General features: G+C 70.7%; 27 protein-coding genes. 10 read left to right on the forward strand and 17 right to left on the reverse strand.

Annotated elements, in window-relative coordinates:
* Window positions 1–45 precede the first annotated feature (45 nt).
* Window positions 46–822: a DNA-formamidopyrimidine glycosylase family protein gene (locus C8E83_RS13605; protein ID WP_121371912.1), complete on the forward strand. Its 777-nt coding sequence runs from the start codon at window positions 46–48 to the stop codon at window positions 820–822.
* A gap of 89 nt (window positions 823–911) precedes the next feature.
* Here C8E83_RS13605 and C8E83_RS13610 read toward each other — a convergent pair whose 3' ends face one another.
* From C8E83_RS13610 to C8E83_RS13625, 4 genes are all read right to left on the reverse strand, one after another.
* Complete coding sequence (locus C8E83_RS13610; RefSeq protein WP_121370391.1) at window positions 912–1,820, reverse strand: hypothetical protein; 909 nt, start codon at window positions 1,818–1,820, stop codon at window positions 912–914.
* Between the two features lie 39 nt (window positions 1,821–1,859).
* Window positions 1,860–2,147, reverse strand: coding sequence for a hypothetical protein (locus C8E83_RS13615; RefSeq protein WP_121370392.1), 288 nt, complete (start codon window positions 2,145–2,147; stop codon window positions 1,860–1,862).
* A gap of 128 nt (window positions 2,148–2,275) precedes the next feature.
* Complete coding sequence (locus C8E83_RS13620) at window positions 2,276–2,668, reverse strand: DUF1304 domain-containing protein (protein ID WP_121370393.1); 393 nt, start codon at window positions 2,666–2,668, stop codon at window positions 2,276–2,278.
* A gap of 88 nt (window positions 2,669–2,756) precedes the next feature.
* Window positions 2,757–3,095: a hypothetical protein gene (locus tag C8E83_RS13625; protein ID WP_121370394.1), complete on the reverse strand. Its 339-nt coding sequence runs from the start codon at window positions 3,093–3,095 to the stop codon at window positions 2,757–2,759.
* A 122-nt stretch (window positions 3,096–3,217) separates the two neighbouring features.
* Here C8E83_RS13625 and C8E83_RS13630 point away from each other — a divergent pair, with 122 nt between their 5' ends.
* Both C8E83_RS13630 and C8E83_RS13635 read left to right on the forward strand, forming a co-directional pair.
* Complete coding sequence (locus tag C8E83_RS13630; RefSeq protein WP_121370395.1) at window positions 3,218–3,724, forward strand: sigma-70 family RNA polymerase sigma factor; 507 nt, start codon at window positions 3,218–3,220, stop codon at window positions 3,722–3,724.
* The gene (locus C8E83_RS13635; RefSeq protein ID WP_121370396.1) at window positions 3,721–4,458 is read left to right on the forward strand and encodes an anti-sigma factor family protein; all 738 of its coding nucleotides are present in this window, start codon (window positions 3,721–3,723) and stop codon (window positions 4,456–4,458) included. The genes C8E83_RS13630 and C8E83_RS13635 overlap by 4 nt, the downstream gene beginning before the upstream one ends.
* Before the next feature lie 15 nt (window positions 4,459–4,473).
* Here the strand turns inward: C8E83_RS13635 and C8E83_RS19770 are convergent, their stop codons facing one another.
* From C8E83_RS19770 to C8E83_RS13660, 5 genes are all read right to left on the reverse strand, one after another.
* Window positions 4,474–5,664 (reverse strand): DUF2510 domain-containing protein, encoded by a 1,191-nt coding sequence (locus C8E83_RS19770; RefSeq protein ID WP_211331702.1) that lies wholly within the window; start codon window positions 5,662–5,664, stop codon window positions 4,474–4,476.
* 115 nt (window positions 5,665–5,779) lie between these two features.
* A complete protein-coding gene (locus tag C8E83_RS13645; protein WP_121370397.1) occupies window positions 5,780–6,619 on the reverse strand; it encodes a helix-turn-helix transcriptional regulator in 840 nt (279 codons plus the stop codon).
* 315 nt (window positions 6,620–6,934) lie between these two features.
* Window positions 6,935–8,344: a glycosyltransferase family 2 protein gene (locus tag C8E83_RS13650; protein WP_121370398.1), complete on the reverse strand. Its 1,410-nt coding sequence runs from the start codon at window positions 8,342–8,344 to the stop codon at window positions 6,935–6,937.
* A complete protein-coding gene (locus tag C8E83_RS13655) occupies window positions 8,341–9,339 on the reverse strand; it encodes a glycosyltransferase family 2 protein (RefSeq protein WP_121370399.1) in 999 nt (332 codons plus the stop codon). The genes C8E83_RS13650 and C8E83_RS13655 overlap by 4 nt, the downstream gene beginning before the upstream one ends.
* Window positions 9,336–10,172 (reverse strand): glycosyltransferase family 2 protein, encoded by an 837-nt coding sequence (locus C8E83_RS13660; protein ID WP_121370400.1) that lies wholly within the window; start codon window positions 10,170–10,172, stop codon window positions 9,336–9,338. The genes C8E83_RS13655 and C8E83_RS13660 overlap by 4 nt, the downstream gene beginning before the upstream one ends.
* A 925-nt stretch (window positions 10,173–11,097) precedes the next feature.
* Here C8E83_RS13660 and C8E83_RS13665 point away from each other — a divergent pair.
* Complete coding sequence (locus tag C8E83_RS13665) at window positions 11,098–12,126, forward strand: glycosyl hydrolase family 18 protein (RefSeq protein WP_121370401.1); 1,029 nt, start codon at window positions 11,098–11,100, stop codon at window positions 12,124–12,126.
* A 105-nt stretch (window positions 12,127–12,231) separates the two neighbouring features.
* Window positions 12,232–12,522 (forward strand): hypothetical protein, encoded by a 291-nt coding sequence (locus tag C8E83_RS13670; RefSeq protein ID WP_121371913.1) that lies wholly within the window; start codon window positions 12,232–12,234, stop codon window positions 12,520–12,522.
* A gap of 28 nt (window positions 12,523–12,550) precedes the next feature.
* On the opposite strand, the gene C8E83_RS13675 is transcribed toward C8E83_RS13670, so the two are convergent.
* Window positions 12,551–12,847 (reverse strand): lactococcin 972 family bacteriocin, encoded by a 297-nt coding sequence (locus C8E83_RS13675; protein ID WP_170159940.1) that lies wholly within the window; start codon window positions 12,845–12,847, stop codon window positions 12,551–12,553.
* Window positions 12,848–12,944: 97 nt separating this feature from the next.
* Between C8E83_RS13675 and C8E83_RS13680 the strand changes: the two genes are divergently transcribed.
* The 3 genes from C8E83_RS13680 to C8E83_RS13685 all read left to right on the forward strand — a co-directional run bounded on the left by C8E83_RS13680 (window position 12,945) and on the right by C8E83_RS13685 (window position 16,197).
* Window positions 12,945–13,466 (forward strand): DUF6518 family protein, encoded by a 522-nt coding sequence (locus C8E83_RS13680; protein ID WP_121370403.1) that lies wholly within the window; start codon window positions 12,945–12,947, stop codon window positions 13,464–13,466.
* Window positions 13,467–13,665: 199 nt separating this feature from the next.
* Window positions 13,666–13,938 carry a hypothetical protein gene (locus C8E83_RS19255; RefSeq protein ID WP_147430179.1) on the forward strand — a complete coding sequence of 91 codons (273 nt, stop codon included), beginning with the start codon at window positions 13,666–13,668 and terminating at the stop codon, window positions 13,936–13,938.
* 1,650 nt (window positions 13,939–15,588) lie between these two features.
* On the forward strand, window positions 15,589–16,197 hold the full coding sequence (locus C8E83_RS13685; RefSeq protein ID WP_121370404.1) for a GNAT family N-acetyltransferase: 609 nt from the start codon (window positions 15,589–15,591) through the stop codon (window positions 16,195–16,197).
* Window positions 16,198–16,223: 26 nt separating this feature from the next.
* Here C8E83_RS13685 and C8E83_RS13690 read toward each other — a convergent pair whose 3' ends face one another.
* The 6 genes from C8E83_RS13690 to C8E83_RS13715 all read right to left on the reverse strand — a co-directional run bounded on the left by C8E83_RS13690 (window position 16,224) and on the right by C8E83_RS13715 (window position 21,505).
* Window positions 16,224–16,460, reverse strand: a complete 237-nt coding sequence (locus tag C8E83_RS13690) for a hypothetical protein (RefSeq protein WP_211331703.1) — start codon at window positions 16,458–16,460, stop codon at window positions 16,224–16,226.
* 443 nt (window positions 16,461–16,903) lie between these two features.
* Window positions 16,904–17,581: a response regulator transcription factor gene (locus C8E83_RS13695; RefSeq protein ID WP_121370406.1), complete on the reverse strand. Its 678-nt coding sequence runs from the start codon at window positions 17,579–17,581 to the stop codon at window positions 16,904–16,906.
* Window positions 17,578–18,792: a sensor histidine kinase gene (locus C8E83_RS13700; RefSeq protein ID WP_170159941.1), complete on the reverse strand. Its 1,215-nt coding sequence runs from the start codon at window positions 18,790–18,792 to the stop codon at window positions 17,578–17,580. Before C8E83_RS13700 ends, C8E83_RS13695 begins: the two co-directional genes overlap by 4 nt.
* A gap of 17 nt (window positions 18,793–18,809) precedes the next feature.
* A complete protein-coding gene (locus C8E83_RS13705) occupies window positions 18,810–19,622 on the reverse strand; it encodes an ABC transporter permease (RefSeq protein WP_121370408.1) in 813 nt (270 codons plus the stop codon).
* A complete protein-coding gene (locus C8E83_RS13710; protein WP_121370409.1) occupies window positions 19,619–20,533 on the reverse strand; it encodes an ABC transporter ATP-binding protein in 915 nt (304 codons plus the stop codon). Before C8E83_RS13710 ends, C8E83_RS13705 begins: the two co-directional genes overlap by 4 nt.
* Before the next feature lie 294 nt (window positions 20,534–20,827).
* Window positions 20,828–21,505: a ScbR family autoregulator-binding transcription factor gene (locus tag C8E83_RS13715; RefSeq protein ID WP_170159942.1), complete on the reverse strand. Its 678-nt coding sequence runs from the start codon at window positions 21,503–21,505 to the stop codon at window positions 20,828–20,830.
* Window positions 21,506–21,599: 94 nt separating this feature from the next.
* Between C8E83_RS13715 and C8E83_RS13720 the strand changes: the two genes are divergently transcribed.
* Complete coding sequence (locus tag C8E83_RS13720) at window positions 21,600–22,748, forward strand: glycerate kinase (protein ID WP_121370411.1); 1,149 nt, start codon at window positions 21,600–21,602, stop codon at window positions 22,746–22,748.
* Window positions 22,745–23,764: an MBL fold metallo-hydrolase gene (locus C8E83_RS13725; RefSeq protein ID WP_121370412.1), complete on the forward strand. Its 1,020-nt coding sequence runs from the start codon at window positions 22,745–22,747 to the stop codon at window positions 23,762–23,764. The genes C8E83_RS13720 and C8E83_RS13725 overlap by 4 nt, the downstream gene beginning before the upstream one ends.
* Here the strand turns inward: C8E83_RS13725 and C8E83_RS13730 are convergent.
* Window positions 23,761–25,011: a GAF domain-containing protein gene (locus tag C8E83_RS13730; protein WP_121370413.1), complete on the reverse strand. Its 1,251-nt coding sequence runs from the start codon at window positions 25,009–25,011 to the stop codon at window positions 23,761–23,763. The genes C8E83_RS13725 and C8E83_RS13730 overlap by 4 nt on opposite strands.
* Window positions 25,012–25,013 lie beyond the last annotated feature (2 nt).

Consider the following 25,013-nt stretch of genomic DNA (forward strand, 5'->3'; position numbering starts at 1 on the left):
CTCGGCGACACGTCGCCACTCGGCGGGGCGGCGCCGGGAGCGACCGTGCCTGAGGGCGACACCGTCTACCGGGCGGCGAAGAACCTCGACGCCGTGCTGCGCGGGCAGACGCTGACGAAGAGCGACTTCCGGGTGCCCGCGTTCGCCACGGTCGACCTCACCGGGCGGGCCGTCGACGAGGTGCTGAGCGTCGGCAAGCATCTTCTGCACAGGATCGGCGACGTCACCCTGCACACGCACCTCAAGATGGAGGGCTCGTGGCACGTGTACCGGCACGGCACGACGTGGAAGCGCCCTGCCTACCAGGCCCGCGTCGTGCTCGAGACGGCCGACTGGGTGGCCGTCGGCTTCGACCTCGGCATCGTCGAGCTGGTGCCGCGCGACGACGAGGAGTCGGCGGTCGGCTACCTCGGGCCCGACCTGCTCGGCCCGGGGTGGGACTCCGAGGTCGCCGTCGCGAATCTCGTCCGCGACCCCGACCGTGAGATCGGCCTCGCGCTGCTCGACCAGCGGAACCTGGCGGGCATCGGCAACGTGTACCGGAACGAGCTGTGCTTCTTGCGCGGTGTGCTGCCGACACGGCCGGTGCGGGAGGTCGAGAACGTGCCGAAGATGGTCGACCTGGCGTACCGGCTCCTGCAGGCCAACAAGGACCGCGTCGACCGGACCACGACCGGGCAGCTGCGGGGTCAGACCGACTGGGTCTACGGGCGGGCCGGGCGGCCCTGTCGGCGGTGTGGCACGAAGATCAGACGGGGCACGTTGGGCGAGTCGGAATTAGAGCTGCGCGACACCTATTGGTGTCCCCGCTGCCAGACGTAGCTCCCTCTCCGGGCGCTTTCACGCACCTCGGGCGATCGCGACGGCCCGGAGTGCGTGAAGTCGCCCGGACTCGCGGGGGCCGCGTGGCGCTAGCGCGACACCTCGCCCAACCACCCCGCCAGGAACTCCGCCCCCGCCTCGTCGTGGATCGCCCCCGACGCCGACGTGAGAATCGGGTAGGTCTTCGCCGGCACCCCGTCCGACGGCCGCACGTCGACGTGCGCGACGTCGTACCCCGCGGCGTGCAGCCAGTCCGCCATGGCGTAGTCGCTGCGCGAGTCGCCGACCGTGCGCCACGAGAGCGGCAGCGGCCCGTCGGCGGTGAGGAGTTCGAGCGCGCGACGAGCACCCAGGTCTTTGCCGAGCAGGATCGACTCGACATCGGTCGAGATGATCGTCGGGTCGATGCGCCACTGCACGTCGCCGTTCGCGTCGCGCCTCACGTCGTCGAGGCGCTCCACCCCGTAGCCGCGCCGCGTGAGCGCCTGCATCGCGAGCTCGTCGAACCGCTTCTGGATCGGCAGGTAGGTGGCCGTGTCGATGGTGGTGAGCTGCTCGACCGACACCATCGCGCGCTTCGTCTCGTCGAAGAAGACGCTCTCGCCGAAGTCGGACACGACGAGGTCGCGCATCTCGTCGGCGAAGTCGGCCGGCATCGCGAGCGAGTCGTCGACCTGGATCTGCCCCATTCCGCCGTCGAATCGCGAGCCGATGGAGAACCACACCGCCCCCTTCTCGCAGACGCCGTGCACGCGAGCGTGGTCGGGAAGCCCGGCGGCGATCAGCGGTGCGACTACCTCGGTGCGGATGAACGCGTCGGACCGCCCCGTGTTGAAGATGAGCGGCACCCCGGCGTCGGCGAGCGCCACGAGATCGCGCGTGATGGCGGGGAGGTTGATGCTGCGAGTGATCGGGCTGGCGATCGGCCCGTCGACGTCGAGCAGCAGGCCCAGCGCAGGAGCCGAGGTGGCGGTGGTCGCAGGCGCGGCAGAAGTCACCCGTCGATTATCTCAGGCCGCGATGAGCCCTGACGTCGGCTACGACGCGTACTCGAGCTCCGGCTCGACGACGGACTGCGAGAAGATGATCTCCTGGTACGCGATCTCCTCGGCCTGCTTCTTGGCACGGCGGAGGCGCAGGTCGCGCAGGCGGTTCGGCTCGGTGGCCGGGGCGTCGCCCGCGAGCTGCGGGACGAGTTCGAGCACGCGGTGCTCGACACGGTCGCCGATCTCGGCGAAGAACGTGTCGCGGTGCTCCATGGCGAGGAACCGGCGTTCGTCGGCCGCACGCCACAGATCGCTCGCGAGTTCGCCGTACGAGTTCATCGTCCTGCCTCCTGATCGTTGGAGAGAGCAACCCTGTCGAGAGGACAGGCACCGTGGTTGGGAACAGTCCACCGCATCGGCGGGGCGTCCGCGTCCGCCTCAAGGCTGATCCTCGAGGCTGTGGAACCCTACGCAGGTACCAATGAAGCGAGTATGAGAGCCACGACGGCCGGCACGAACTGGATCGCGGCAGCCTGCCGGTACGAGCGACCCGTGGTCGCGAGCACGATCCCGGCCACGCACATGCACGCGGTGCCGAAGATGACGAGGGTCTTGGCGACGATCAGCGAGCCGCCGTGGGTCTCGAGCATCGCGATGCCGACGATCACTCCGACGGCGAGCGCGAGGTTGTAGAAGCCCTGGTTGTAGGCCATGGGACGGATGGTGTCGGCCTCCTGCTGGCTGCCGATGCCGAAGCGGGCGAAGATCGCCGGGCGCGTCCAGAACACGCTCTCGAAGAGGAAGAACACGATGTGCAGCAGCGCCGCGAGTGCGGCCACGAGCTGAGCTGCGATCACCATGGCTCAAGCATGGGGCGCAGGAGCCCGCAACACCCGCACGCCCCCGCGTGTCGCCCGATGCGCCCGCCCAGCGGCGGAGCTCCGCCGCCTACGCCGCCCGCGGCTCGTCCGACCCGCCGCGGCCACCGTGCGTCTGGTCGAGCACGGCCTGGGCGGCGAGCCGCAGCACCACGTGCACGTCGCAGTCGTGGTCGGCCGCGAGCGCCGAGCCCAGCCCCGCGGTGAGAGCCGCGCTGGCCGTGCCGATCGTCTCGATCACGTCGGCCTGACGCTCGGTGAGGGGCACGTCGCAGAGCCCGTCGACCAGCTCGACGAGTCCGCGGTCGCTCTCGTCGCGGGCGTCCTGCCCGCCGTCGACCGACGCGGTGGCGACCGCCACGAGTGCGAGCGCGAGCGATGCCGCCTGTGCCTCCGTGAGCTGCTCCATGCGGTGGACGGTACGCCGCGCAGGGCGTGCCCGATCGGAGCGAACGATCAGTTGTGAACCTTTTCCGTCGATCCTGCGTGTGTACTGGTACGAGGCCACGAGACGACGAGAGGGGGCGCGCGATGGTCGACAGCGACGAGCAGCTGCTGCGGGCACTGCACGACGAGCACGCCGCCCCGCTGTGGCGCTACGTGGTCGGGCTCACGCACGACACCGCATTGGCGCACGACATCGTGCAGGAGACCCTGCTCAAGGCCTGGAAGAAGCCGAGCGTGCTCGACCAGAGCGAGTCGTCAGCCCGCGCCTGGCTGTTCACCGTGGCGCGCAACATGGTCATCGACGACCGCCGCAGCGCCCGGCACCTGCACGAGTACCCGACCGAGATCCTGCCCGAGACCCCGACCGCCGACGGCACCGACGACCTGCTCGACGCCTGGTCGGTCGCCGACGCCCTCGCGTCCATCGGCGTGGAGCACCGCGCCGTGATCGTCCACGCGTACTACGGCGGCCGGTCGATCGCCGAGATCTCGCGAGAGCTCGACATCCCCGAGGGCACGGTCAAGTCTCGGCTGCACTACGGTCTGAGAGCACTGAGGCTCGCGATGCAAGAAAGGGGGATCACCCGATGAGCGCCGACCGCTACGCCGACTGGGACGCCGCCTACGTGCTCGGCGCCCTCTCGCCCGCCGAGCGCCGCGAGTTCGAGCAGCACCTCACCGAGTGCGACGAGTGCTCGGCCGCCGTCACCGCGTTCGCCGCGATGCCCGGCCTGCTGGCCGCACTCCCCCGCGACGAGGCCCTGGCGCTCCTCGACGCCGACGACGACACCGAGGCCCAGGGCGCAGGATCCGACATCCCCTCGGGCTGGGCCGCTCCCGTCGCGGCCGCGCCCGACCTCCTCCCGCGCCTGGCGTCGCGGGCGAGGCGCACCCGCCGTCGGCGTCTCGGCGTCACGATCGCCGGGGCCGCCGCTGCCGCCGCGCTGGTCGCGGGAGCCATCCTGGTGCCGCCCCTCGTCACCCACCGCTCGCCGACGACGGAGGTGGCGCTCAAGGCCGCGGTGCCGAGCGCCCTCGCCGCGACCGTCGACTTCACGACCGAGCACTGGGGCACCAGCATCCGCATGAACTGCGAGTACTACGGCAAGGGCGAGGGCTCCGGATCCGAGACGGGCGACTCGTGGACGTACGGCCTGTACGTCACCGACCGCAGCGGCACGACGACCCGCGTCTCGACGTGGACCACGGGCCCCGGCTCGGACGTCGTCACGACCGGGTCGATCGACACGTCGCTGTCGCAGCTGACCCGGGTCGAGGTGCGCAGCGAGGCGAGCGGTGCGGTGCTGCTCTCGCGTCGCCTCTAGCGCTGCGGCCCGCCGCTAGTTGAGCCCGGAGACGTACCCGCTGACGACGCCGACGGCGCCGAACACGAGCGTGATGATGCCGATGGCGACCACGGCGATGCCGACCCACATGGGCAGGTAGCCGCGACCGGAGCGGCGGTGCACCACGACCGAGCGGCCGATGAGGTAGACGAGCGACGCCAGCGGGTTCAGCACGGTGAAGAACGCGAACGCCCAGTGGAACGGCTTGGCGACGCCGGCACGACCGAGGGCCCGCCAGTCGAAGTAGGCGAGGACGACCGTGATCGCGGCGAGAACCAGGTCGATGACCTGCGAGAGGCCCTGGCCCCCGGGGAGGCTCACCGTCGTCGTGTTGCCGCTCTGGGCCTGCTCCATCACCTTCTCGATGTACGGGCCGAGGTTCTGGATAGTGATGAGCGACACGACGATCGAGACGATCGGCAGGAGCGCGATGACCCAGATCTTCCAGTCGACGACGCGCGCGCCCTCGGGCGCCTTGGGCAGCTCCGTGCGGCCGTAGGGATAGCCGGGAGCCTGCCCGTAGCCGGCGTAGGGGTTCTGCTGGCCGTACTGGGGCTGCGCGCCGTACGGGGACTGCTGCGCGCCGTAGGGGCTCTGCTGGGCGCCGTACGGGCTCTGCGCCTGGTCGGAGCCGGTCTGCTGGCCGTAGCGCGTCTGCTGGCCGTAGCCGGACTGCTGCCCGTACGCACCGGAGCTCTGCCCGTAGCCGTTCTGCCCCTGGCCGGTCTGCTGCCCGTACGGCGTCTGCTGGCCGTAGGGCGTCTGCTGCCCGTACGGCGTCTGCTGGCCGTACGGCGTGTGCTGCCCGTATCCGGTCTGCTGGCCGTAGGCGCCCGGCTCGGCGGGGCGCGGCTGCTCGGGCTGTGCGATGCGCTCGCCGTACCGCGGGCGGTCGTCGTCGGCGGCCGGGGTTGCCTGCGAGGAGGGCCTCGCGGGCTCCTGCGCCACCGTGGGCTCGGGCTCGACGGCGCTCGCGGGCGCGGGGACGCTCGCCGGGCCGGCCTGCGGCTCGGGGGCCGACGCGGCCGCGGGCGCCTGTGAGTGCTGGTGGAGAGGCGCCTGGGGCTCGGGCCCGCGCACGTGCTCGGTCCAGCCTCGGCCGTCCCACCAGCGGTACCCGGGCTCGCCGGACGGGTTGGGGTACCAGCCGGGCTGCGGCAGGGGTGTTCCGGTCGAGTCGGTCACGGGAGCCTTTCGTTCTGGCGTGCGGTTCCCGCCCAGCCTAGGTGCGGGATCCTTGCAGCGACCAGAGAACATCGCGCCCGCCCGGGCCCGCAGGCGGGTTCGCAGGGGCGCAGGATCAGGCGAATGCCTGCCGCCCGATCACCGCGAGCAGGTCGAGCTTCTCGGCCGACGGCGTGCCCGGGGTCGCCGTGAACACGAGCAGCCGCTGCGAGTCGTCGTTCGGCGTCATGATCTGGCACGTCACCTCGATGAGCCCGAGCTCGGGGTGGACGATCCGCTTGTCCTCGCCGACGCGCTCGGCGACGTCGTGGAGCTCCCACAGGGTGCGGAACTCGGGGCTGCGGCGGAGGAGGTCGTCCACGATCGCGCGTCCCCGCGGATCCTGCGCCCCTCGCCTGCCCATCGCCAGCCGCAGGGCCGCGACCTGCGTGCGGCTCTGGTGGTCGTGGTCTTCGGGCGGGTAGACGTCGCGGCCCTCGGGGTGCGTGAACCAGCGGTGCACCTGGCTCCGGTCGAGGCCCTCGAAGCGGAGGTCGTCGCCGAGCAGCGCCTGGGCGGCGGGGTTCTGCACGAGGGTGGTGCCGAGGTCGTCGATGACCATCGCCGGGGTGTCGTGCAGTCGGTCCAGGATCCGGAGGAGCGTCGGGTGGACGAGGTCCGTCATGCCCTGCCGATCGGGCGGGTTGTGGCCGGCCAGACGGTAGAGGTGGTCGCGCTCGTCGAGGGTGAGGCGGAGCGCCCGGGTGAGGGCGGTCAGCATCTGCTCGGACGGCTGCGTGGCGCGCTGCTGCTCGAGGCGGGAGACGTAGTCCACGCTCATGCCGGCGAGCATGGCCACCTCTTCGCGGCGGAGGCCGGGGGTGCGACGTCGGGCGCCGTCGCCGAGGCCGACGTCGGAGGGCTGAAGCGCCTCGCGGCGGCGGCGCAGGAAGTCGGCGAGCTGGGCGCGGTCCATCGGCATGCGTCCATGGTGCGCCCCGCGGCCGCCCGCAGCCAGGGATCGTCCGTCCCCGTCACGCCGCCTTGCCGCATTTCGCGACAGATTCCGGCGCGTCGTCACACCCGTTACCGCCGTTCGGCGGTTCGCAGCGCGATTCTGTCGCGAAATGCGGCAGACCGACACCGCGCGGCAACCCGGGAGCACGGCAACCCGAACCCCGGCGAGTCCCGACGCCGGGCAGGAGCGCCCGCCCCGCCCCCGGCAACCCAAAGCCGGAAGCGCGAGCGCTCGAGGAGTTGCCGCGCACCGAGGGTGCCGCGCGGCGCGCTGTCAGCGGCGGGCCAGTGCCGCCGCCCGGTCGGACTCGGGGATGAGCCCGGTGCCGTCCCACCGCTGCCGGAGGTAGCGGCCGGGGCCCTTGGCGACGGAGAGCAGCTCGGTCCAGCCGACCTTCGACACGGCCTGCTGCCAGTCGGTGCCCGAGGCGAGGTGCGCAGGATCCTGCGGCCCGGCTCCGAGCCCGGCAACGGCCTGCGACGGCCCCTGCTCAAGCGTGCCGCCGCGCTTCGCCAGGAGGCGGCTGACGGCGGAGGGCGTGCGGCCGATGGCGACCTTCATCATCGACGGGCTGAGCGCGACCTTGGTGAGCCAGGCGCCGAGGCCGATGCCGTAGCCGACGGCCTGGGCGCGGAGGGCGCCGAGGTCGGCACGGTGCCGGTGCCAGACGAGCGCGGAGGGCTCGACGACGAGCGCCGCCCCGGAGAAGATCACGCGGGTGAAGATGTCGAGGTCCTCGCCGCCGCCGGTGCGGCTGCCGACGCCGAACGCGGTGTCGAAGCCGCCGAGGCGCAGGAGGGTGTCGCGGCGCAGGGCGAAGTTCGCCCCGGTGCCGTACTCGCCCACCGAGAACGGGAAGGCCGGAAGGTCGGCCGGCGGCTCGGAGAGCCGGAACTCGCGCGCCCGGAGGTTGCGCGACCAGCTCACCCGGTCGTCGAAGAAGCGCTGCACGGGCGTGCGGAGCTCGCCCGACGGCACGAGGCCGGTGACGCAGGCGACGTCGTCGGCCCGTGCGAAGCCTGCGACGAGGCCGGTCAGCCAGTCGCGGTCGACGATCACGTCGTCGTCGGTGTAGGCCACGATCTCGCCGGTCGCGGCCAGCAGCCCCGTGTTGCGGGCCCGCGAGAGGCCGGGCACGGGCTCCGAGACGATGCGCACGCGCGGGTCGGCGAACTCGGTCTCGACGACGACGCGGGTCGCGTCGGTCGCGCCGGCGTTGTCGACGACCACGACGTCGAACGCCGGGTAGTCGAGCTCCAGGATCGACGCGAGCGCGCCGCGGAGCTGGTCCGCGCGGTCGCGGGTGCAGACGACCACGGTCACGGTCGGCAGGATCGGGGGCGCCACCGGGCTCTCCGCACTCGGCAGAGAAGACACCTGCGCGCGGAGGGCGGACACCCCGATCGTGCCGTCGGATCCTGCGCCCTGCTCGCCCTCGGCACCCGCCCCGAGCGCACCCGCCCCGAGTGCCGCCTGGACGGGCAGCTCGACGAATCCGCGGACGGCGCGGCCGGAGCGGACGAGCAGGCGGGCACGGGTGTAGCCCGCGCTGCCCGCCAGCTCGACGGTGTCGCCCGCGAGGGTCTCGACGTCGTGCGCGTCGACGGTGCCGATCCAGATGGCGCCGGGCCATTCCGGAGCCTGCGCGCTCGACATCGGCCGCTCGAGGCGGAGGGCGATCATCGCGCGACCGCCGCCACCCGCTCCATCTGCCGGGTCACCGAGCCGGCGTCGGACGCCTTCGCGTTCGACACGGCGCCCAGCGCGTAGCCGGCCACCGTCGCGGTGACGGTGAGGGTGATCGCCGCGGCGCGCTTGATGCCGCCGTGGCGGGCGTCGGCGAGTTCACGGAAGAACGCGGCTGGCAGAACCTTGGTGAGGTACGACGACTCGCTGGCAAGCGAGTCGCCGCGGCCGAGCGAGCGGGCCAGGACGGCCTTCGACACGCCCTCGTAGAACGAGCGGCGGCGGAGGTAGCCCCAGGTGCCGCGGTCGGCCGACACGCGGTGGTTGACGAGGGAAAGGGGTTCGTAGAGGATCCGCGCGTTCGGGTCGGCCTGGCGGATGCGGATGCAGAGCTCCGTCTCCTCGCCGCCGAGCGGGATGTTGCCCACGCGGCCGAGGGTCGACGAGAAGCCGCCCACGGCGAGGATCGTCGCGCGACGGAACGCCATCGAGCAGCCGATCGCGTTGCGCACGTCGGCACGCTCGGTGGGGAGGCCGCGGTACGAGCAGCCCACGATCCAGAGGAGCTCGTCGGCGTAGAGCTTGGGGCCCTTCGCGTCGGGCCAGACCGGCTCGGCGTGACCGCCGACGCCCACCACGTAGGGGTCGTCGAACGAGTCGATCATCCAGGTGAGCCAGTCGGCGTCGGCCGTGGCGTCGTCGTCGAGGAACGCGACGATGTCGCCGGTCGCCGCCGCGACGCCCGTGTTGCGGGCGCCGGAGAGGCCCTGGGCCTCCGAGTTCTCGATAACGACGAGCTCGGGCCAGCGCGCCTTGGCCATGCGGAACAGCTCGGGCTCGTGGTCGATGACCACGATGACCTCGGTGGTGTTGCTCTGAGTGCGGGCCGACTCGACGGAGTCCTGGAGGTCCTGCCAGCGGCGCTGCGTGTACGCGCAGACGATGACGCTGACGGTCAGGGTGTCGGTGACCAGGCCGGAGATGCTGGTCACGCGACTTCCTGCTCGGCGTCGATGCGGATGGGGGCGTTGACGGCCTCGCCGGTCTGGACGATCGGCTGGCTGCGGACGGCGGCGAGCGCGGCGTTCTCGCGACGCTTCTCGTCGAAGATCGTCTTGAGCACGCGGATGCCGTCGCTGATGGCGTTGAGGTTCGACTCGCCGTGGATGCGGTTCTTCTCGAACGAGGGCACCTCGTGGACGCGCAGCTTGGCCGCGGCGAAACGGCAGGTGAGGATCGTCTCGATCTCGAACCCGTCGCCCCACAGCATGCCGCCGTTCGCCGGAGCCGGGAGCGCCGAGTCGAGCAGCTCGATCGCCGGCAGCACGTCGCGCCAGAAGGCGTTGTAGCCGTAGCAGAGGTCGGAGTACTTGGTGCCGAGGATGATGTTGCAGATCAGGTTGAGGCCGAGGTTGCCGCCCGAGCGGAACAGCGTGAGGTCCTCCGAGCCGCCGCCCTTGCGGAAGCGCGAGCCCTTGGCGACGTCGGCGCCCTTCACGAGGGTCTCGACGAACGCGGGGATTTCGGCCGGGTCGGCCGAGCCGTCGGCGTCGAACATGACGATGATGTCGCCGGTCGCGGCCTCGAAGCCGCAGGCCAGGGCGTTGCCCTTGCCCTTCCGGGTCTGGTGGACGACCTTGATGCCGGGCAGGACGCGCTGGGCGGTCTCGACGGTGCCGTCGACGGAGTTGCCGTCGACCAGGATGACCTCGTGGACCTGGGGAAGCTGGGGGAGGATCACCTCGAGGTTCTTGGCCTCATTGCGGGCCGGGACGACGATCGAGATGGTGGGGTTGGACGAGCGCAGGGCAGGACGAAGAGTCATGAGGGAGTGGCCAATTCGGGTAGGCGGGTGTTTCGGGGCGGGTGTGGTAACTCGGGTGTTGCACCGACGGAGACTCGGGTAGTCGACCGTCGGTCGGGTGTTCCGGTGTTGGGTTCACCGGGGCTCTTCCACGTTACGACGCGGTTCGGATTCCGGTTCGTCTCGCTTGGGTGATGCCACCGTAATGCCGCCGCTCGAACGGAGCGTAACCCCTCGTCCGGGGGCCACCCCCGACCGGCCTCCGGCGTGAAGTCCCCCGTCTCGACACCCCCCGTTTGGGGACCGGCATCGTGTCCCCCTTGTTGCGGACACAGCCTCGTCCAAGGCGGCGCGTACCCCGACAGCCGCGGCGGCGTCACGCGGCGTCCGACCGACTACTGTGAGATCACGACGACGGCCGTCACGGCGGCCGGAGAACCGCGTCCGCCCCGACCAACCGAACGGTCCGCATGCCCCCCTCCGATCCGCCGCCCGAGGCTCTCTGCCTGTGCGGGCACGTGAAAGAGGCCCACGAGCACTATCGGCGGGGCACGGACTGCAGCCTCTGCGACTGCCGGAAGTTCCGCCCGGCACGCTGACGTCGCCTCGGTCGGTGCCGAGCTCACGGTCGCAGGATCAGCCGAATCGTGTCCTCCATAGTGCCGACATGGGCTGTCCCGTGTCCTCCATAGTGCCGACTGGGGGACCTTTTTGTACCCCGGAAACCATGAGGACCTGGTGAAGGGCCCTGATCGGTCACGCACGAGCCGGACACCCCGCGGACACCTTCACGTCGCGCATTTTGCCCCCCGAAACCGCTCATGCGCCGACGCAGAATTCACCGCGATTTAACAGCGCCACACCCGAACTGGGGGCACGCCGACGGCCCTGTGACACCCCCTGAGCCGCGGAGGTTCGTCGCGGGCGGCTTCGCTACCCTCATCGCATGAAGCACCCTCGCTCCCGAGCCGCCCTCGTCGGCGGCCTCGCCGCCGCGGCCATCCTCCTGACCGCAGGATGCACGGCCGCGACCGGCACGTCGGGTCACGTCGCGACCGTGCCGAAGTCGCTCTCGGTCGAGGGCTATGGCGTGGACGACGCGGCGACCCTCACCGCGCTCGCCCGCGACAGGTCCGCCCTCGACATCGTCGGCATCTCCGGGGTGAACCTCACGACCGGCGGCGCCGGTGTCGCCGCGTCGTCGCAGGAGGCACTGAAGATCGCCGCGAAGGCGAAGGCCGACGGCCTGAAGTCGGAACTGCTCGTCACGAACATCGATCAGCAGAAGGGCGACTTCAGCAACGACCTCGTCACGGCGATGCTCGGCAGCGAGGAGAACCGCTCCTTCGTGATCGCCGGGCTCGCCTCCGAGATCGCGCACGGCGGGTACCACGGGGTCCAGCTCGACTTCGAGTCGATGTCGCAGGCCGACGAGGCGGGCCTCGTGACCTTCGTCTCCGAGCTGCGGTCGACGCTCCCCTCGACCGCCTCGATCTCGATGACGCTGCCGGCCGTGTCGGCCGCGAACCAGTACCCCGCTCAGGGCTTCGACCTCGAGCGGCTCGATCCGCTCGTGTCGCGGTACGTCCTCATGGCGTACGACGAGCACGGCACCGGGTTCTCGCAGTCGGGCCCGGTCGGCGGACTCCCGTGGATGAAGCAGGCGGTCACGGCGCTCACGGGCGTGGTCGCGGCGAAGAAGATCGACCTCGGCGTCGCAGGCTACGGCTATTCGTGGACGACGTCGGGTTCCGGTGGCGTGATCACGACGGCGCAGGCGAGGAAGAAGGCGGGCGGTGCAGCGCGCTGGGTGTCGGCCCAGGGCGAGTGGACCGCCAAGCTCTCGAACGGAACCATCCTGTGGTGGTCGGACGGCCAGTCGCTCACCGTGCGCTCGAACTACGCGAAGTCGGTCGGGCTGCACGGCGTGGCCCTGTGGGAGATGTCGTCGGGCGACAGGATCACGCGCGGCTGACGCGATCCTGCGCCCCCTTTTCTCGCTCTTGGCGTGTCGCCGCACCGCGTCGTAGAGTCTCCTCACTCGAACACATGTTCGAACGAGAGGAGCGGGGTGGAGACCATGACCCGGGTCGACGAGGCCGTGACCGTGTGGACGACCGACGAGGGTGTGCCGCTGCGCCTCGTCTGGCGCGCCCACCGCTTCCGGGTGAGCGACGTTCCGACGAGACTCACCTCGACCTACCCGGGCTGGCAGGTCGACACCGCGTTCGACCCGGCGATCACGCACCCGCCCGAATTGCGCGAGTCGTGGCGATTCCAGGGCACCGGCGAGGGCGGCGAGACGCTCGTCTTCGACGTCAGCCGCGACCCCTGGAGCCAGGGCTGGCGCCTTCTGCGCACCTACGACTGAGTGGTCTCGCCTCGAGCCGCGACGGATCTCACTCGTTGCGCCAATACGCCTGGTTACCCGTCAGTGTCGACTCGATTGCCGCATACGACCACTTGCCCTTGCCGACCATCGGGGAACGATTGAGGCCCTTGCCGCTCTTGGCACTCGACCCATGGCTCTTCGAGCCGTTGTAGTAATTCGAATACGTGATTCCGCCAGGCTTCTTACCCTGGAGACCGTATTGCCAGGTGCCGCCACCGACACTTTCGGACGCGGCGTAGGCGGCGGATGCTCCACCGAAGGCGATGACGACGCCGAGGATGACGCCGGTTCGCAGCAGACCCATTTTTCGCATGATATTCTACTATGAAATGCGAGTATTACCAGAGGACACTATCGCTCGCGGGACTCGTGGAGCAAATCGCGATATATATGCACCGGTCATGATGGGCCTCGCGTTCAGCGCCCTTCAGATCTCCGCCTATCTATCCCCGCATCCTTTGTCGGACCTGTTCGAACCGCTCAACCTCGGGAGTGTGTGGGCTCTCGTGGGGATGCTCGGCGGTCGCTTGGGCAGGTCGAGACTCCGGTCTGTCATCGCCACCTGGTTGACGCTTTCGAGTGCCGTCCTGTCGTATTACGTGCTCGCCTGGTTCTCGGACGGCGGCGACTTCCCCCTTTTCTCCACCGGCTACTGGCTCATGGCGTCGCTCGTGGCCGGACCCGTCTTGGCCCTTCTTGCGACGGCCGCCTCTCGGCGAACGCGGGGCAGCGTTCTGGCTTCACTCGTGATTCCATTCGCCGTCGTCGCGGAGAGCCTGGTTCCTGAAGGCCGTTTCAGTCCGGATCCGGCGACGGTCAGCATCGCGTGTACGTGTGCCTTCGCCGGCGCCGTCATCCTGATCGCGACTCGCGGGCGAGGCCATCAGCGCGATCCCGGCCATCATGCCCGCCCAGCCGGGTAGGGCTCTATGGCCCTGTCTTCAGGCCGCGCCAGTCGCGGAGCGACCTGAGAGATGTGAGAGCAGCAAGGCTCCCAACAAGGAGCGCTGCAATCACGGCTCCGCTGGGCGAAGCCCCGCCAAGAACTGACAGAGCACCGACCACGAGGGCTCCGAGGATAGCTGGAGCCGTGACATAACCCCCGAAGATTCGGAGTAGAGAGTGTCCGAGTCTTCGTCGAGCGACAAGCCGACCTGCGTTCGCAGCGAGGTGCATTTCGGCCACGAGACGAGTCAACGTCGCGAGCGATACGAAACCGAGTACAGCACCCAAGAGCCCATTCGCGGATCGAGCCACACCCCAAAGAACCGCTTCGCGAGTCACGGCCCCCGCAGCGTCGATCGAGAGAACGAGATCGGTGATGCCGGACCGCTCGAGTCGATGTCGAAGCTCGCGGGAATCGACGAACATCACTTGACCGCTCGTGGCTGCTGACAGAAGAAAGTCGTCTGACAGCAGCGGCCTGTTGGTCGGCACGACCACGACCGCAGGGCCATGAAGGTATTGCTGCGAGGCGTCAAATGAGCCACCGCCATGAAACACTGGCGCCCCTCCGGCCAGGTAGCGAATGGAGACAGGAATGTCCGGGTGGTCACGGCCACCCTGGATAGACATCTGATCCCGGACCCAGGAGTCGAAATACTTTCGCCAGGCACTTTCCCGGGGCTGTGCGTCAGTCGGCAAGTAGACCGTCACGCGTTGCCGGGCCGCCTGGACGAGCCGGCCGCCTACGTCCCGAATCGGAGCGTGTGCCAGGAACGCCTGGTCGACGACCAGCGTGTTGCCTGTTTCCACCGTGTAGTCGTCCGCGAACCGCGGTCGCGCGCCCGAAGTGAAGTTCACGAAAGCCAAGTCGCGCTTCTCCAGGTCGCGAGTCAAGTCACCGAAGGCGCTTTGGCGAGCCTGCAACTCGGCATCGCTTGACGTCGAAGCGAATCGAAGCGACACGGCGCCTGGGAAATGACTCCACTCGCCGAGGCCCCGGAGCTGCACGGCGACGAGCGTCGCGGAGGTGAAGGTGCCCGCTACCAGTCCTGTGACTAGCGCCGCCGAGGCTAGCCTCTGAAAGGCAGTGAAGGTGGACAGGGCTGGACTTGATCGCCCCTCACTCAGGCTCGTTCCGGCGCTTCCTCGTTGGCGCCGAGGCGAAACGGCGCACAGCGTTGCCAGACCGACGATGCAACAAGTGGCGTAAGCCACTCCAGCAACGCCGAAAATGCGCCCAGCCTGGGGAAGTCTTCCGGCGAGCCAGAGCGCCACCAGGCCCGTTCCCCCCACGGCCAATGCCGAGCAGATCGAACCGTTTGCTAACCGAACGAACCACCGGGCCTTCGAAGTCGGAGGGGCAATGTCTGAAGCATCCCCGAAGGGCCGACTGCCTGTCCGCCGCCACACAGCCGACAACACCGACGCGATGACCGCCACTACCGTCACCAGGAGGACAAGAAAAGCATTTCCTGACAGGGCAGTGCGGGTGGCGAGTCCTCTCGCCGAGAGTGGGGAGGCATCCGCCTCGAATCCGCGAGACCTGAGGCGAGCCGCAACGTCGCGTGCGGACGCGACGGATCCACCAACAACCCATTCTCCCTGGACATCTGCAGGTCGATCGGTGTCGGACCCGATGACTCGGGTCGAGTGACCCGGTATCAGGTCCGGATAACGCAAACCAGGCACGAGTCCGTGCGCGAACGATCCTGCTTCGACGACGAAAGTTCGGCGCTGCGTAAAGTGCCCGTTGTCTGCGACTCGCAATGCGCCGGCTACGCCTTCCGCTGCGAAGGCTCTCGTCACAGTACGAAGCGCGGCAGGAGCACCGAGGCCTTTGGGCGCTGTGGAAATCACCACCAGCGAGTTCCCGCCGAGAGGCACCTCCTCGTCGACCACGGCTGCCGTCATGACGCCGATAGCCATCGCGACGCAGGCCACAACCGTAAAGACCCTCATGAACACGAGACAACCATAGTGTGTCATTTCAATGACGGTTGCGGGACTGGTGGCTCCTGCGCACGTACGACGTAGTGGTCCGGCGGCTCGCGGCCGAAGTGGACCGGCGGCGGCGGCGAGGGCCGCCCTAGGCTCGGCGGCATGAGCGACTCCGCGACACTGTTCTCGTCCACCCCGACCCTCGAAGGCCCACGCGTGCGGCTCGAGGGGCTCGCCGCCGCCCACGAGGCCGACCTGGCCGAGGCGGTCGCCGTCGGCGACCTCTGGCAGACCTGGTACACGTCGATCCCCTCGCCCGACGGGATGGCCGCCGCGATCCGGCAGCGGCTCGACTGGCAGGGCGCCGGTCTCATGGCGCCGTGGGCGGTCGTGTCGCAGGAGTCGGGGAAGGCCGTCGGCATGACGACGTTCTGCAACCTCGTGCCCGAGACGCGGCGGCTCGAGATCGGGTACACGTGGTTGGGGCGTGGCGTGCAGCGGACCGGCGTGAACGCCCAGGCCAAGCTCCTGCTGCTCACGCGCGCGTTCGACGAACTGGACTGCATCGCCGTCGAGTTCCGCACGCACTGGCACAACGTCCAGTCGCGGGCGGCGATCGCGCGTCTCGGCGCCAAGCAAGACGGCGTGCTGCGCAATCACCAGATCGGCCGAGACGGCACGCTGCGCGACACGGTCGTCTTCTCCATCACCGCGTCGGAGTGGCCGACGGTGCGGCTGAGTCTCACGGAGCGTCTCGCGCGTCGCGCCTGACGGTCGCAGCTGCGTGCGCCGCGCCGCTAGTGAGCGTCGCGGGGAATGACGCCTCGGTACCCGACTCCGCGCACGCGGAGCTCTTCGTGCCACTCGGCGACTTTCTTCCGCCAGCGCACCATCTGCGCATCCATCGGGTAGGGCTCGCGCGCCTCTCGCGCGCGCATCTCCAGTTGCTCGACGCCGATTTCGAGGATGCGCATGAAGTCGTCGTGCTCCTCCAGCGCTTCGTCAGTCAACGCCTGACCGCCTATCAACACCATGTCGCCCTTCGCCCTCCTGTCGAGTGCCCTCGCCAAGGGACTCGAACACTTCCAGTGATATTCGCATATCATCCCGCAACGCCCACGGTACATGCAGAAGCGACTGAACGTGCAGTCGCCCGATACGGCGTTCCCGCCCGCGCTCCGACGCAAGCCGCTCCATCGTCCACGTCCACCGCAGCCACCACTGTTCACGGCGCGACGACTCGTCGAGGCGCCGCCTCGCCGCGCGCGCCTCGAGCAGGTTGAGCACGAGCGTGGTCGCCCGATGCCCGCGGCGAGCGCCGCCGCCCAGAACGTCGCCAGCGCCTCCGCCGACCAGCCCGTCGATTCCATGGCGAGAGCCAAGCGCACGCGCGGGCGACCGGAGCCGCTGTCCACAGGCGGCGGCTCGAGATGGCATCCGTCCACAGCCGCGGCAGGAGAGGTGAGCGAGCCCCGTGTCAGCGGGCAAGAGGGAGGAGGCCGAGCTCCATCGCCCGAGTCACGGCGCGCGTGCGATCCGAGACACCGAGCTTCTCGAACGCGTGCAGCAGGTGCGTCTTCACCGTCGCCTCGCTCACGAAGAGCTCGGCGCCGGCCTCCCGGTTGCTCCGCCCCTGGGCGACGAGGGCGAGCACCTGCGTCTCGCGGTCGGTCAGGGCGACGGGCGAAGCTCCGCCGGTGCCGCCGGCCGTGCCGCCGGCTCCTGCCGCACCACCGGCTCCCGCGACCCGTCGGACGAGCAGGGCGGCGATCGACGGCGCCAAGGCCACCTCGCCTCGGGCGACGCTCCGCACCCCCGCGAGGAGTTCATCCTCGGGCGCGGCCTTCAGCAGGTAGCCGCTCGCCCCCGCCTCGATCGCGCGGAGGATCGCGTCGTCGGACTCGTAGGTCGTGAGCACGATCACGCGGCTCCTGCGCCCGGACGCGACGATCTGGGCGGTGGCTTCATCGCCCTCGAGCAGCGGCATGCGGAGGTCCATGAGCACCACGTCGGGCGAGAGCTCGAGCGCCAGGCGGACTGCCTCGACGCCGTCGCCGGCCTGCCCGACCACCTCGATGTCGTCGGCCGCCTGAACCAGTGCGACGATGCCGGCCCGCACGACGGGGTGGTCGTCGGCGACGAGCACCCGGATCACGAGGCGGCCCCGAGCGACGACGCGGGCGACGACACCGGGGTCGACCCGAGGGGCGCAGGAGCAGCGGGCACCCCCGGCACCGACACGGTCAGCCGCGTGCCCCGCCCCGGCCCCGAATCGACCGACACGCTCCCGGCCGCGAGTTCGATGCGGGCGCGCATGCCCGCCAGCCCGTACCCGTCTGTGGCACCGGAGGCGTCGAAGCCGCAGCCGTCGTCGACGATCTCCATGGTGGCTCGAGCGTCGTCGCCCGAGAGGCGGATGCGCGCCGTGGTCGCCCGAGCGTGCTTGCGGACGTTCGCCAGGGCCTCCTGCGCCACGCGGAGCAGCACCACCTCCGTGTCGCGCGAGACGGCGCCGGGCGCGACGTCGGACTCGACCGCCACCGGGACCCCCGTCTCGCGCGAGAAGCGCGACGCGAGTCGCTCGAGCGCCGCAGAAAGGCCGGCGTCGAGATCGACGGGCGCCCCCGCCGCGACCAGCGAGCGCGTCTCGGCAAGGGTGTCGCGCGCTGTCTCCTCGATCAGCGCGAGCGTCTCGGACGCGCGAGGAGAGTCGCCGCCGGCGATCTCGCGGGAGGCGCGCTGCGAGAGGAGCACGAGGCCGGTCAGGCTCTGCGCGATCGTGTCGTGGAGGTCGCGCGCGAGGCGCTCTCGCTCGCTCGTGGCCCCGGCTTCCCGACTCAGGGCCTCGACCCTGCCCTGCGCGGCGCGGAGCTCTTCGACGAGTCGTCGCCGCTCGTCGCTGAGCTCGAAGACCCGGCTGATCCAGAGACCGAGGCAGAGACTGCCGACGAGGCTGATTCCCTCGATGAGCGCCGCCTCGACGAGCCCCTGGGACGAGAAGTCGAAGAAGGCGGCCATGCCGATCGCCACCGCGGTGACGGCGACGACGTTGCCGACGATCGCGTCGCGGGTCCGCGACAGCTGGATCCACACCAGGGGCAGCGCGATGCACTGAGTCGTCGCCATGTTCGGGTCGCCGGCGGTGCCGACGCCGAGCGCCACGACGACGACCGCGAGGAACGCCACGGCGTGCGGGCGCGACTCGAAGCCGCGGCGGCCGAAAGCGACGTACGCGACGCTCATCGCGACGAGTGCGGCGAAGGAGAGCCGCTCGTCGTTCCCCGACGCGGCGTTGGCTGCGAAGATCCCGGCGACGACCAGCATCGTCGCCGCGAACAGCACGTGCCACCAGCGATTGCCCGTCACGCGGAGCTCCCTTCCGATCACGAATCCTTCCGGATCCAGCGGAAGGTCACCAGCGACGCGACGAGCCCCGCCACGAACCAGAGTCCGAGCACGAGGGCGATCCCGCACAGGTTCCAGGATCCGCCCTGCTCGAGCGACTTGAACGAATCGGGCAGGAACACGGCCCTCGTCCCCTGCGCCAGCCACTTCAGCGGGAAGATCGACGCCACGTTCTGCAGCCACGTCGGCAGCATCGAGAACTGCAGGTAGACACCGGAGATGAACTGCAGGATCAGCACGATGGGCACGATCACCGCGGTGGCCGACTTGCCCGTGCGCGGCAGCCGCGAGAGTGCGATGCCGAGGACGGCGCTCGTGACGATGCCGAGCAGGTAGACCCAGATCAGGGTGAGCCAGTGGGCTCCTGCGCCTGGAAGCGCCACGCCGAACGCGAAGTGCGCGACGGCGACGAGCAGCGCGATCTGCAGCACCGAGGTCACGAGCACCTGGCCGAACTTGCCGACGAAGTACGACAGCACCGGCAGCGGTGTGCCGGCGAGCCGCTTCAGGGTGCCGTCGCCGCGCTCGACCGCGATGTCGACGGCGAGGTTCTGGACGCCCGAGAGCAGGATCCCGGCCGCGATCATCCCCGGCAGATAGAACGCCGCGGCGCTGATCCCTCCTGACCCGTCGGGCTTCGTGCCGTAGTTGCCGGCCGACGAGAACGCGATCGAGAAGATCGTCAGCATGATCACCGGGAAGAGGAAGGTGAACAGGATCGTGTCGCCCTGCCGGAAGTACACGCGCGTCTCGTAGCGGGCCCGGTCGAGGCCCAGCGCGATGGCCCTCATGCCGCCACCTCCTCGGGCGAGGCGGAGGTGCGCACCGCGTCCGACGAGCCCGCCGACGCCACCAACCCGAGGTAGATGTCCTCCAGGCTCGGCCGGACGACCTCGAGGCCGTGCAACTCGCCACCCGTCTCGGCGTGCAGCCGCGCGACGAGCTCGGTCGGCGTCTCGGTGCGCTGCTCGTGGCGGCCGCTCGCGTCGCTCCACCGCACGAGCGGGGTGCGGGCGGCAGCACCGCCGATCTCGTCGACGGCCCCGATGTCGATGAGGCGACCGCCGGCGATGACCCCGGCGCGATCGCCCAGCTGCGCCGCCTCGTCGAGGTAGTGGGTGGTGAGCAGGATCGTGGTGCCCTCGCGTTTCAGAGACCGGATCAGCTCCCAGAACTCCCGCCGCGCCTCGGGGTCGAACCCGGTCGTCGGCTCGTCCAGGAACAGCAGCTCGGGCCGGCCGATCACGCCGAGGGCCACGTCGACACGGCGCCGCTGGCCGCCCGACAGCGCCTTGATGCGGGTCGACGCCTTCTCGGTGAGCCCCACGGCCGCGATGGTCTCCTCCACGTCGCGGGGGTGCGGGTACATCCGGGCGAAGTGAGAGAGCTGCTCGCGGACGGTGACGTTGCCGCTCTCGCCCGACGACTGGAGGACCATGCCGAGGCGGGCGCGCCAGTCGCGGCCGGCGGCCCGGGGATCCTGCCCCAGCACCGACGCCTCGCCCGAGGTGCGGTCGCGGTACCCCTCGAGGATCTCGATCGTGGTGCTCTTGCCGGCCCCGTTCGGGCCGAGCAGGGCGAAGGTCTCGCCGCGACGGATCTCGAACGAGATCCCGTCGACGGCGGTGGCGTGGCCGTACGACTTCACGAGGTCGCGGACGACCACGGCGGTGTCGCGATTCGACGCGCTGGATTCGGTCATGAGGCCAGCATGGGCGCTCGACGCCGAGTGCGGCACGGTCGATCGGTCAGAGCCGGGTCCACCGATCGGTGGATGCCGACGAGGCGGCCCCGAGCGTCGGGCCCGACCGCTGTGCGCAGGCGCGGGCACACGGGAAGAGCCCAGAGGTGCCGGGCGAGGTGGTTGGCCTCGCACCGGCAGCTCTCCCCGGTGGTGCGTCGCCTCCTCCGTGGCGATGCATCGATAGAACCATACTGGTCGGTACTTTTCTACCCTGCACTTATGCCTACACGCGTGCGGGGGTCGTCCGGCCCGTCAGCGGGCGAGTGCGGGGAGCGCCAGAACGGCCTCGAGCCGCTCGGTCGGGACGACGCCGGGCAGCAGGAAGCGCCACATCTCGGCCACGCGCTGCGGCAGGTCTGCCCGTTGCGTCAGGGAGTTCGAGACCTGCTGGACGCCCGTGTAGGCGCCGATGATGTAGTGCGAGAGCGCCGCGCAGTCGATGTCGGGCCGCAGGTCGCCCTCGACGATCGCCCGCTCGAGGAGGCCGGTGTAGATGGAGTCCCACTCCTCGTAGGGCTCGACGATGTCGAGGGCCGCGACGATCTCCTCGGTGATGAGCTTCACGCCCGCCGCGACGACCACCTCCCTCACCATGCGCTCGGTGTAGGCCGCGACGAGCAGGATCAGAGTCTCGATCGCCGACGCGTCGCCCGCCAGGATCTCGTCCGCCCCCTCCCGCATCACCCGCGTCTGCTCGGCGATGACGGCGTTGGCCAGGTCGTGCTTCGACGCGAAGTGGAAGTAGAGGGCGCCCTTCGTGACGCCGGCCTCGAGGGCGACGACGTCGAGGGTCGTGCGCGCGTAGCCGCGCTCGGCGAAGACCGAGGCGGCCGCGAGGAGCACCGCGGCGCGCGTGGCCTGGGCGCGCTCCTGGCTCGGACGGCGGCCGGATGCGGTGGGACCGGACGGCGGGGTGGAACGGGACGGCACTCGGGACTCCGTAGTCATGATCACGCCCCCGTCCACAGGTCGTCCTGTGCAACGTCAATACTAGTCATACTGCCCGACCCCCTACGCTCGGAACATGCAGCATCGGAGCTCGAGACGGGCCGCGCGGGTGGTCATCGCGCCCGACTCGTTCAAGGGGTCGGCCGATGCGCGTGAGGCGGCTGCCGCGATCGGGCGGGGCTGGCTGAGCGGCCGGCCGGGCGACGAGATCCTCCTGCGCCCGATGGCCGACGGCGGCGAGGGGACCCTCGACGCGTTCGAGACCGCCGTGCCCGGCGCGATCCGGCAGCCGATCACCGTGTCGGGCCCCCTGGGCTCCGCGGTGGAGGCCTCGTGGCTCCTGCTGCCGGACGGCACGGCCGTGGTCGAGCTGGCCTCGACGAGCGGCATCACTCTCCTGGGCCCGGATCAGCTGAACGCGCAGGAGGCGTCGACCCGCGGCTTCGGCGAGGCCATCGCGGCGGCCGTGGCGGGCGGCGCGACGCGGCTGCTGCTCGCCGTCGGCTCGAGCTGCTCGACCGACGGCGGGGCGGGCGCCCTGCAGGCTCTCGGCGCGACCATCGTCGGCGCGGACGGCACCGAGATCGGCCCGGGGGCGCGCGGGCTCGCGAAGGTGCGGGGCGTCGACCTCTCGTCGCTGCCGCCGCCGCCCGAGCGCGGCGCCGTCGTGATCTCCGACGTGGCGAATCCGCTGCTCGGACCGCGCGGTGCCGCGGCCGTGTTCGGCCCGCAGAAGGGCGCGACGCCCGAGGACATCCGCTCGATGGACACCGCCCTGGCCCGGTTCGCCTTCGCCCTCTCGGCGTCGGGCATCCCCGTGGATCCCTCGACGCCCGGCGCCGGTGCGGCCGGGGGCACCGCCTTCGGCCTCCTGGCCTGGGGCGCCACGCTCACCCCGGGCTCCGAGATCGTGGCCGAGACCATCGCCCTGGCCGACGACATCGACGCGTCGACGGTCGTCGTCACCGGCGAGGGCCGCTTCGACGAGCAGTCGGCCGAGGGCAAGGTGCCGGCGTTCGTGCTCTGGCTGGCCGAGCGTCGCGGCGCCTCCACGCTGCTGGTCGCCGGGTCGATCGACGCGGCCACGACGGGGTTCGACGCGGCGGAGTCTCTCAGTGCGATCGCAGGATCGGCCGAGGCGGCGATCGCCGATCCTGCGCCCGCCCTCGAAGAAGCCGGGCGAAGGCTCGCGGCACACGTCTCGTCGCGCGAGGCTGCGCTGTGACCGCCGATCCCGGGCAGGAGCCCCGACCCACGAGCACCAGCCAGTTCGCCGCCTCCGAGGCGTTCGGGGTGCCGCCGCTCGAAGCCGTCCGCGACGACGTGTGGGCGCTGGGCCTGGCGATGCCGGGCGAGCACATCCCCGCGTCGCTCCTGTACCTCCTCCGCGACGCCGAGGGAGGCCTGCATCTCGTCGACCCGGGCACCGACGGCGACGAGAACTTCGCCGCGGTCGAGTCCGCGCTCGGTACCCTCGGCGCGGGCTGGGGCGACGTGCGGACGATCACGGTGACGCACCTGCATCCCGATCACCTCGGCATGGCCGAGCGGCTGCGCGCCGCGACCGGCGCCGCCGTGCAGCTCTCCGGCATCGAGGCCGACGCGCTCGGGCGGCTCGACTCGCTGCGCCTCACGCCCGACCAGGTCGCTGCCCGCGCGGCGCTCTGGGGCGTGCCGACCGCTCGCAATCCCGAACTGCTCGAGGCGGCCGGGCGAGCCCCCGACTATCCGACCGTGACGGTCGACCGGCGGCTCACCGACGGGCAGGATCTGGAGGTCGCGGGCTTCGCCCTCCGCGCCCTCGTCACGCCCGGCCACACCCCCGGGCACCTGTGCCTCGTCGACGAGAGCCGCGGCCTGCTCCTGTCGGGCGACCACCTGCTGCCGACGATGTTCTCGGGCCTCGGGCTCGGCGGGCCGACGGACTCCAACGCCCTGGCGGACTTCGTCGGCAGCTGCACGCGCGTCGCCGCCCTCGGCGATCTCGAGGTGCTGCCGGGCCACGGCTACCGGTTCCGCGGGCTCCCGGAACGCGCGGCGGCGGCGGCCGAGCACCACCTTCGGCGGACGAGGGAGGTCTCGGGCGTGCTGCGCTCGGATCCTGCGTCGTCGATCTGGACCGTCGCGTCGCAGCTGACCTGGACCGCCGGCTGGGAGAACCTCACCGGGTTCTACCTCTGGTCGGCGCTGTCGCAGGTGGAGATGCACCGCGACTACCTGGCCGCGGGCGGCGCCCTCTAGAACGCCTGCGACACCTGAGACAGTTCGCGCTGCACCGAGAGCGCCAGCTCGCGCAGCAGCACGAGGTCGACCTGATCGGCGTGACGAGGCTGCGGGTCGGTCACGCAGAGCGCCCCGATGCGGATTCCGTCGGGAGTCTGGACCGGGTAGCCGGCGTAGAAGCGGAGCTCGGAGGTGGCCTCGAAGCGGGAGTCCTCCCACACGTCGGGCACGACGAACGGCCCGTCGCCCCGGATCGTGACCGAGCACATGGCGCGCTCGTTGGGGAACTCGCGCGGCACCGGGCCGGCGACGGCCTTGTTCCAGACGCGGTCGCGGTCTACCACCGAGAACGCCGCGCCCGTCGTGCCGAGGAGCACGCGCGCCCGCTCGACGATCTCGTCGAAGCGCTTCTCGTGCGGGGTGTCGAGGATTCCGAGGGCGCGGACCGCGCGATCGCGGTCGTCGTCGGACTGCGGGCGGACCCGGAGGGGGCAGTCCTCCCGGCCGCGGGCGAAGTGGTCGTCGAGAAGGGGCGCGAGCTGCGCGGTGATCGTCGCGGCGATGAGGCGGAAGAGCTCGGTCGCCGGGATCTGCTCGCCGACGATCCCCTGGCCGCCGCCGTGGCTGCCGTGCTCGTCGGCGATCTTCCTCTCGGCCTCGGCGCGATCGCGGCTGACGATGAGGCGGACGCCGGGCAGCTCGTCGCAGAGTTCGCGCGTGACGGCGTTGAGGCGCTCGGCGTGAGCGTCGACGGCGCCGGCCTCCTTCAGCGCGAAGTACTTGATCGACGACGGTCGGTGGATCGCCTGGATCACGATCTCGGCTCCGGTGCTGCGCAGGGCGACGAGGCGACCGAGGAGGGCCGCCATGTCCTGCCGCCACCGGCGCACCGAGGTCATGCGGAGGGCATCCGAGAAGCCGATGACCACGACGATCGCGTCGTAGGTGGGAACCCGGTCATCGGGCAGGTGGTCGACGGCGTTCTGGATCGTGATGAGCGGGTCCGCCACGAGGTCGGCGTCGACTCCGCGGCCCGTGACCGCCGAGAGCTGGCGCGAGAGCTGGCCCGGCAGAGCCAGGTCGTGGCTGCGCACACCCCAGCCGACCGCCGCACCGTTTCCGAAGATCAGGATGCGGTCGGGGTCGACCCCGGGAGAGTGCGCGCTGGGCGCGTCGCTCGGCCGTGGGATCGAGAACCTGCCGCCGAGCCCCGAGAAGCGCCCGCGGAAGAACGGCAGGGCCAGGGGTCGGAGTGGTGAGGTCACCC

The organism is Frondihabitans australicus (assembly GCF_003634555.1).
GTDB lineage: Bacteria > Actinomycetota > Actinomycetes > Actinomycetales > Microbacteriaceae > Frondihabitans > Frondihabitans australicus.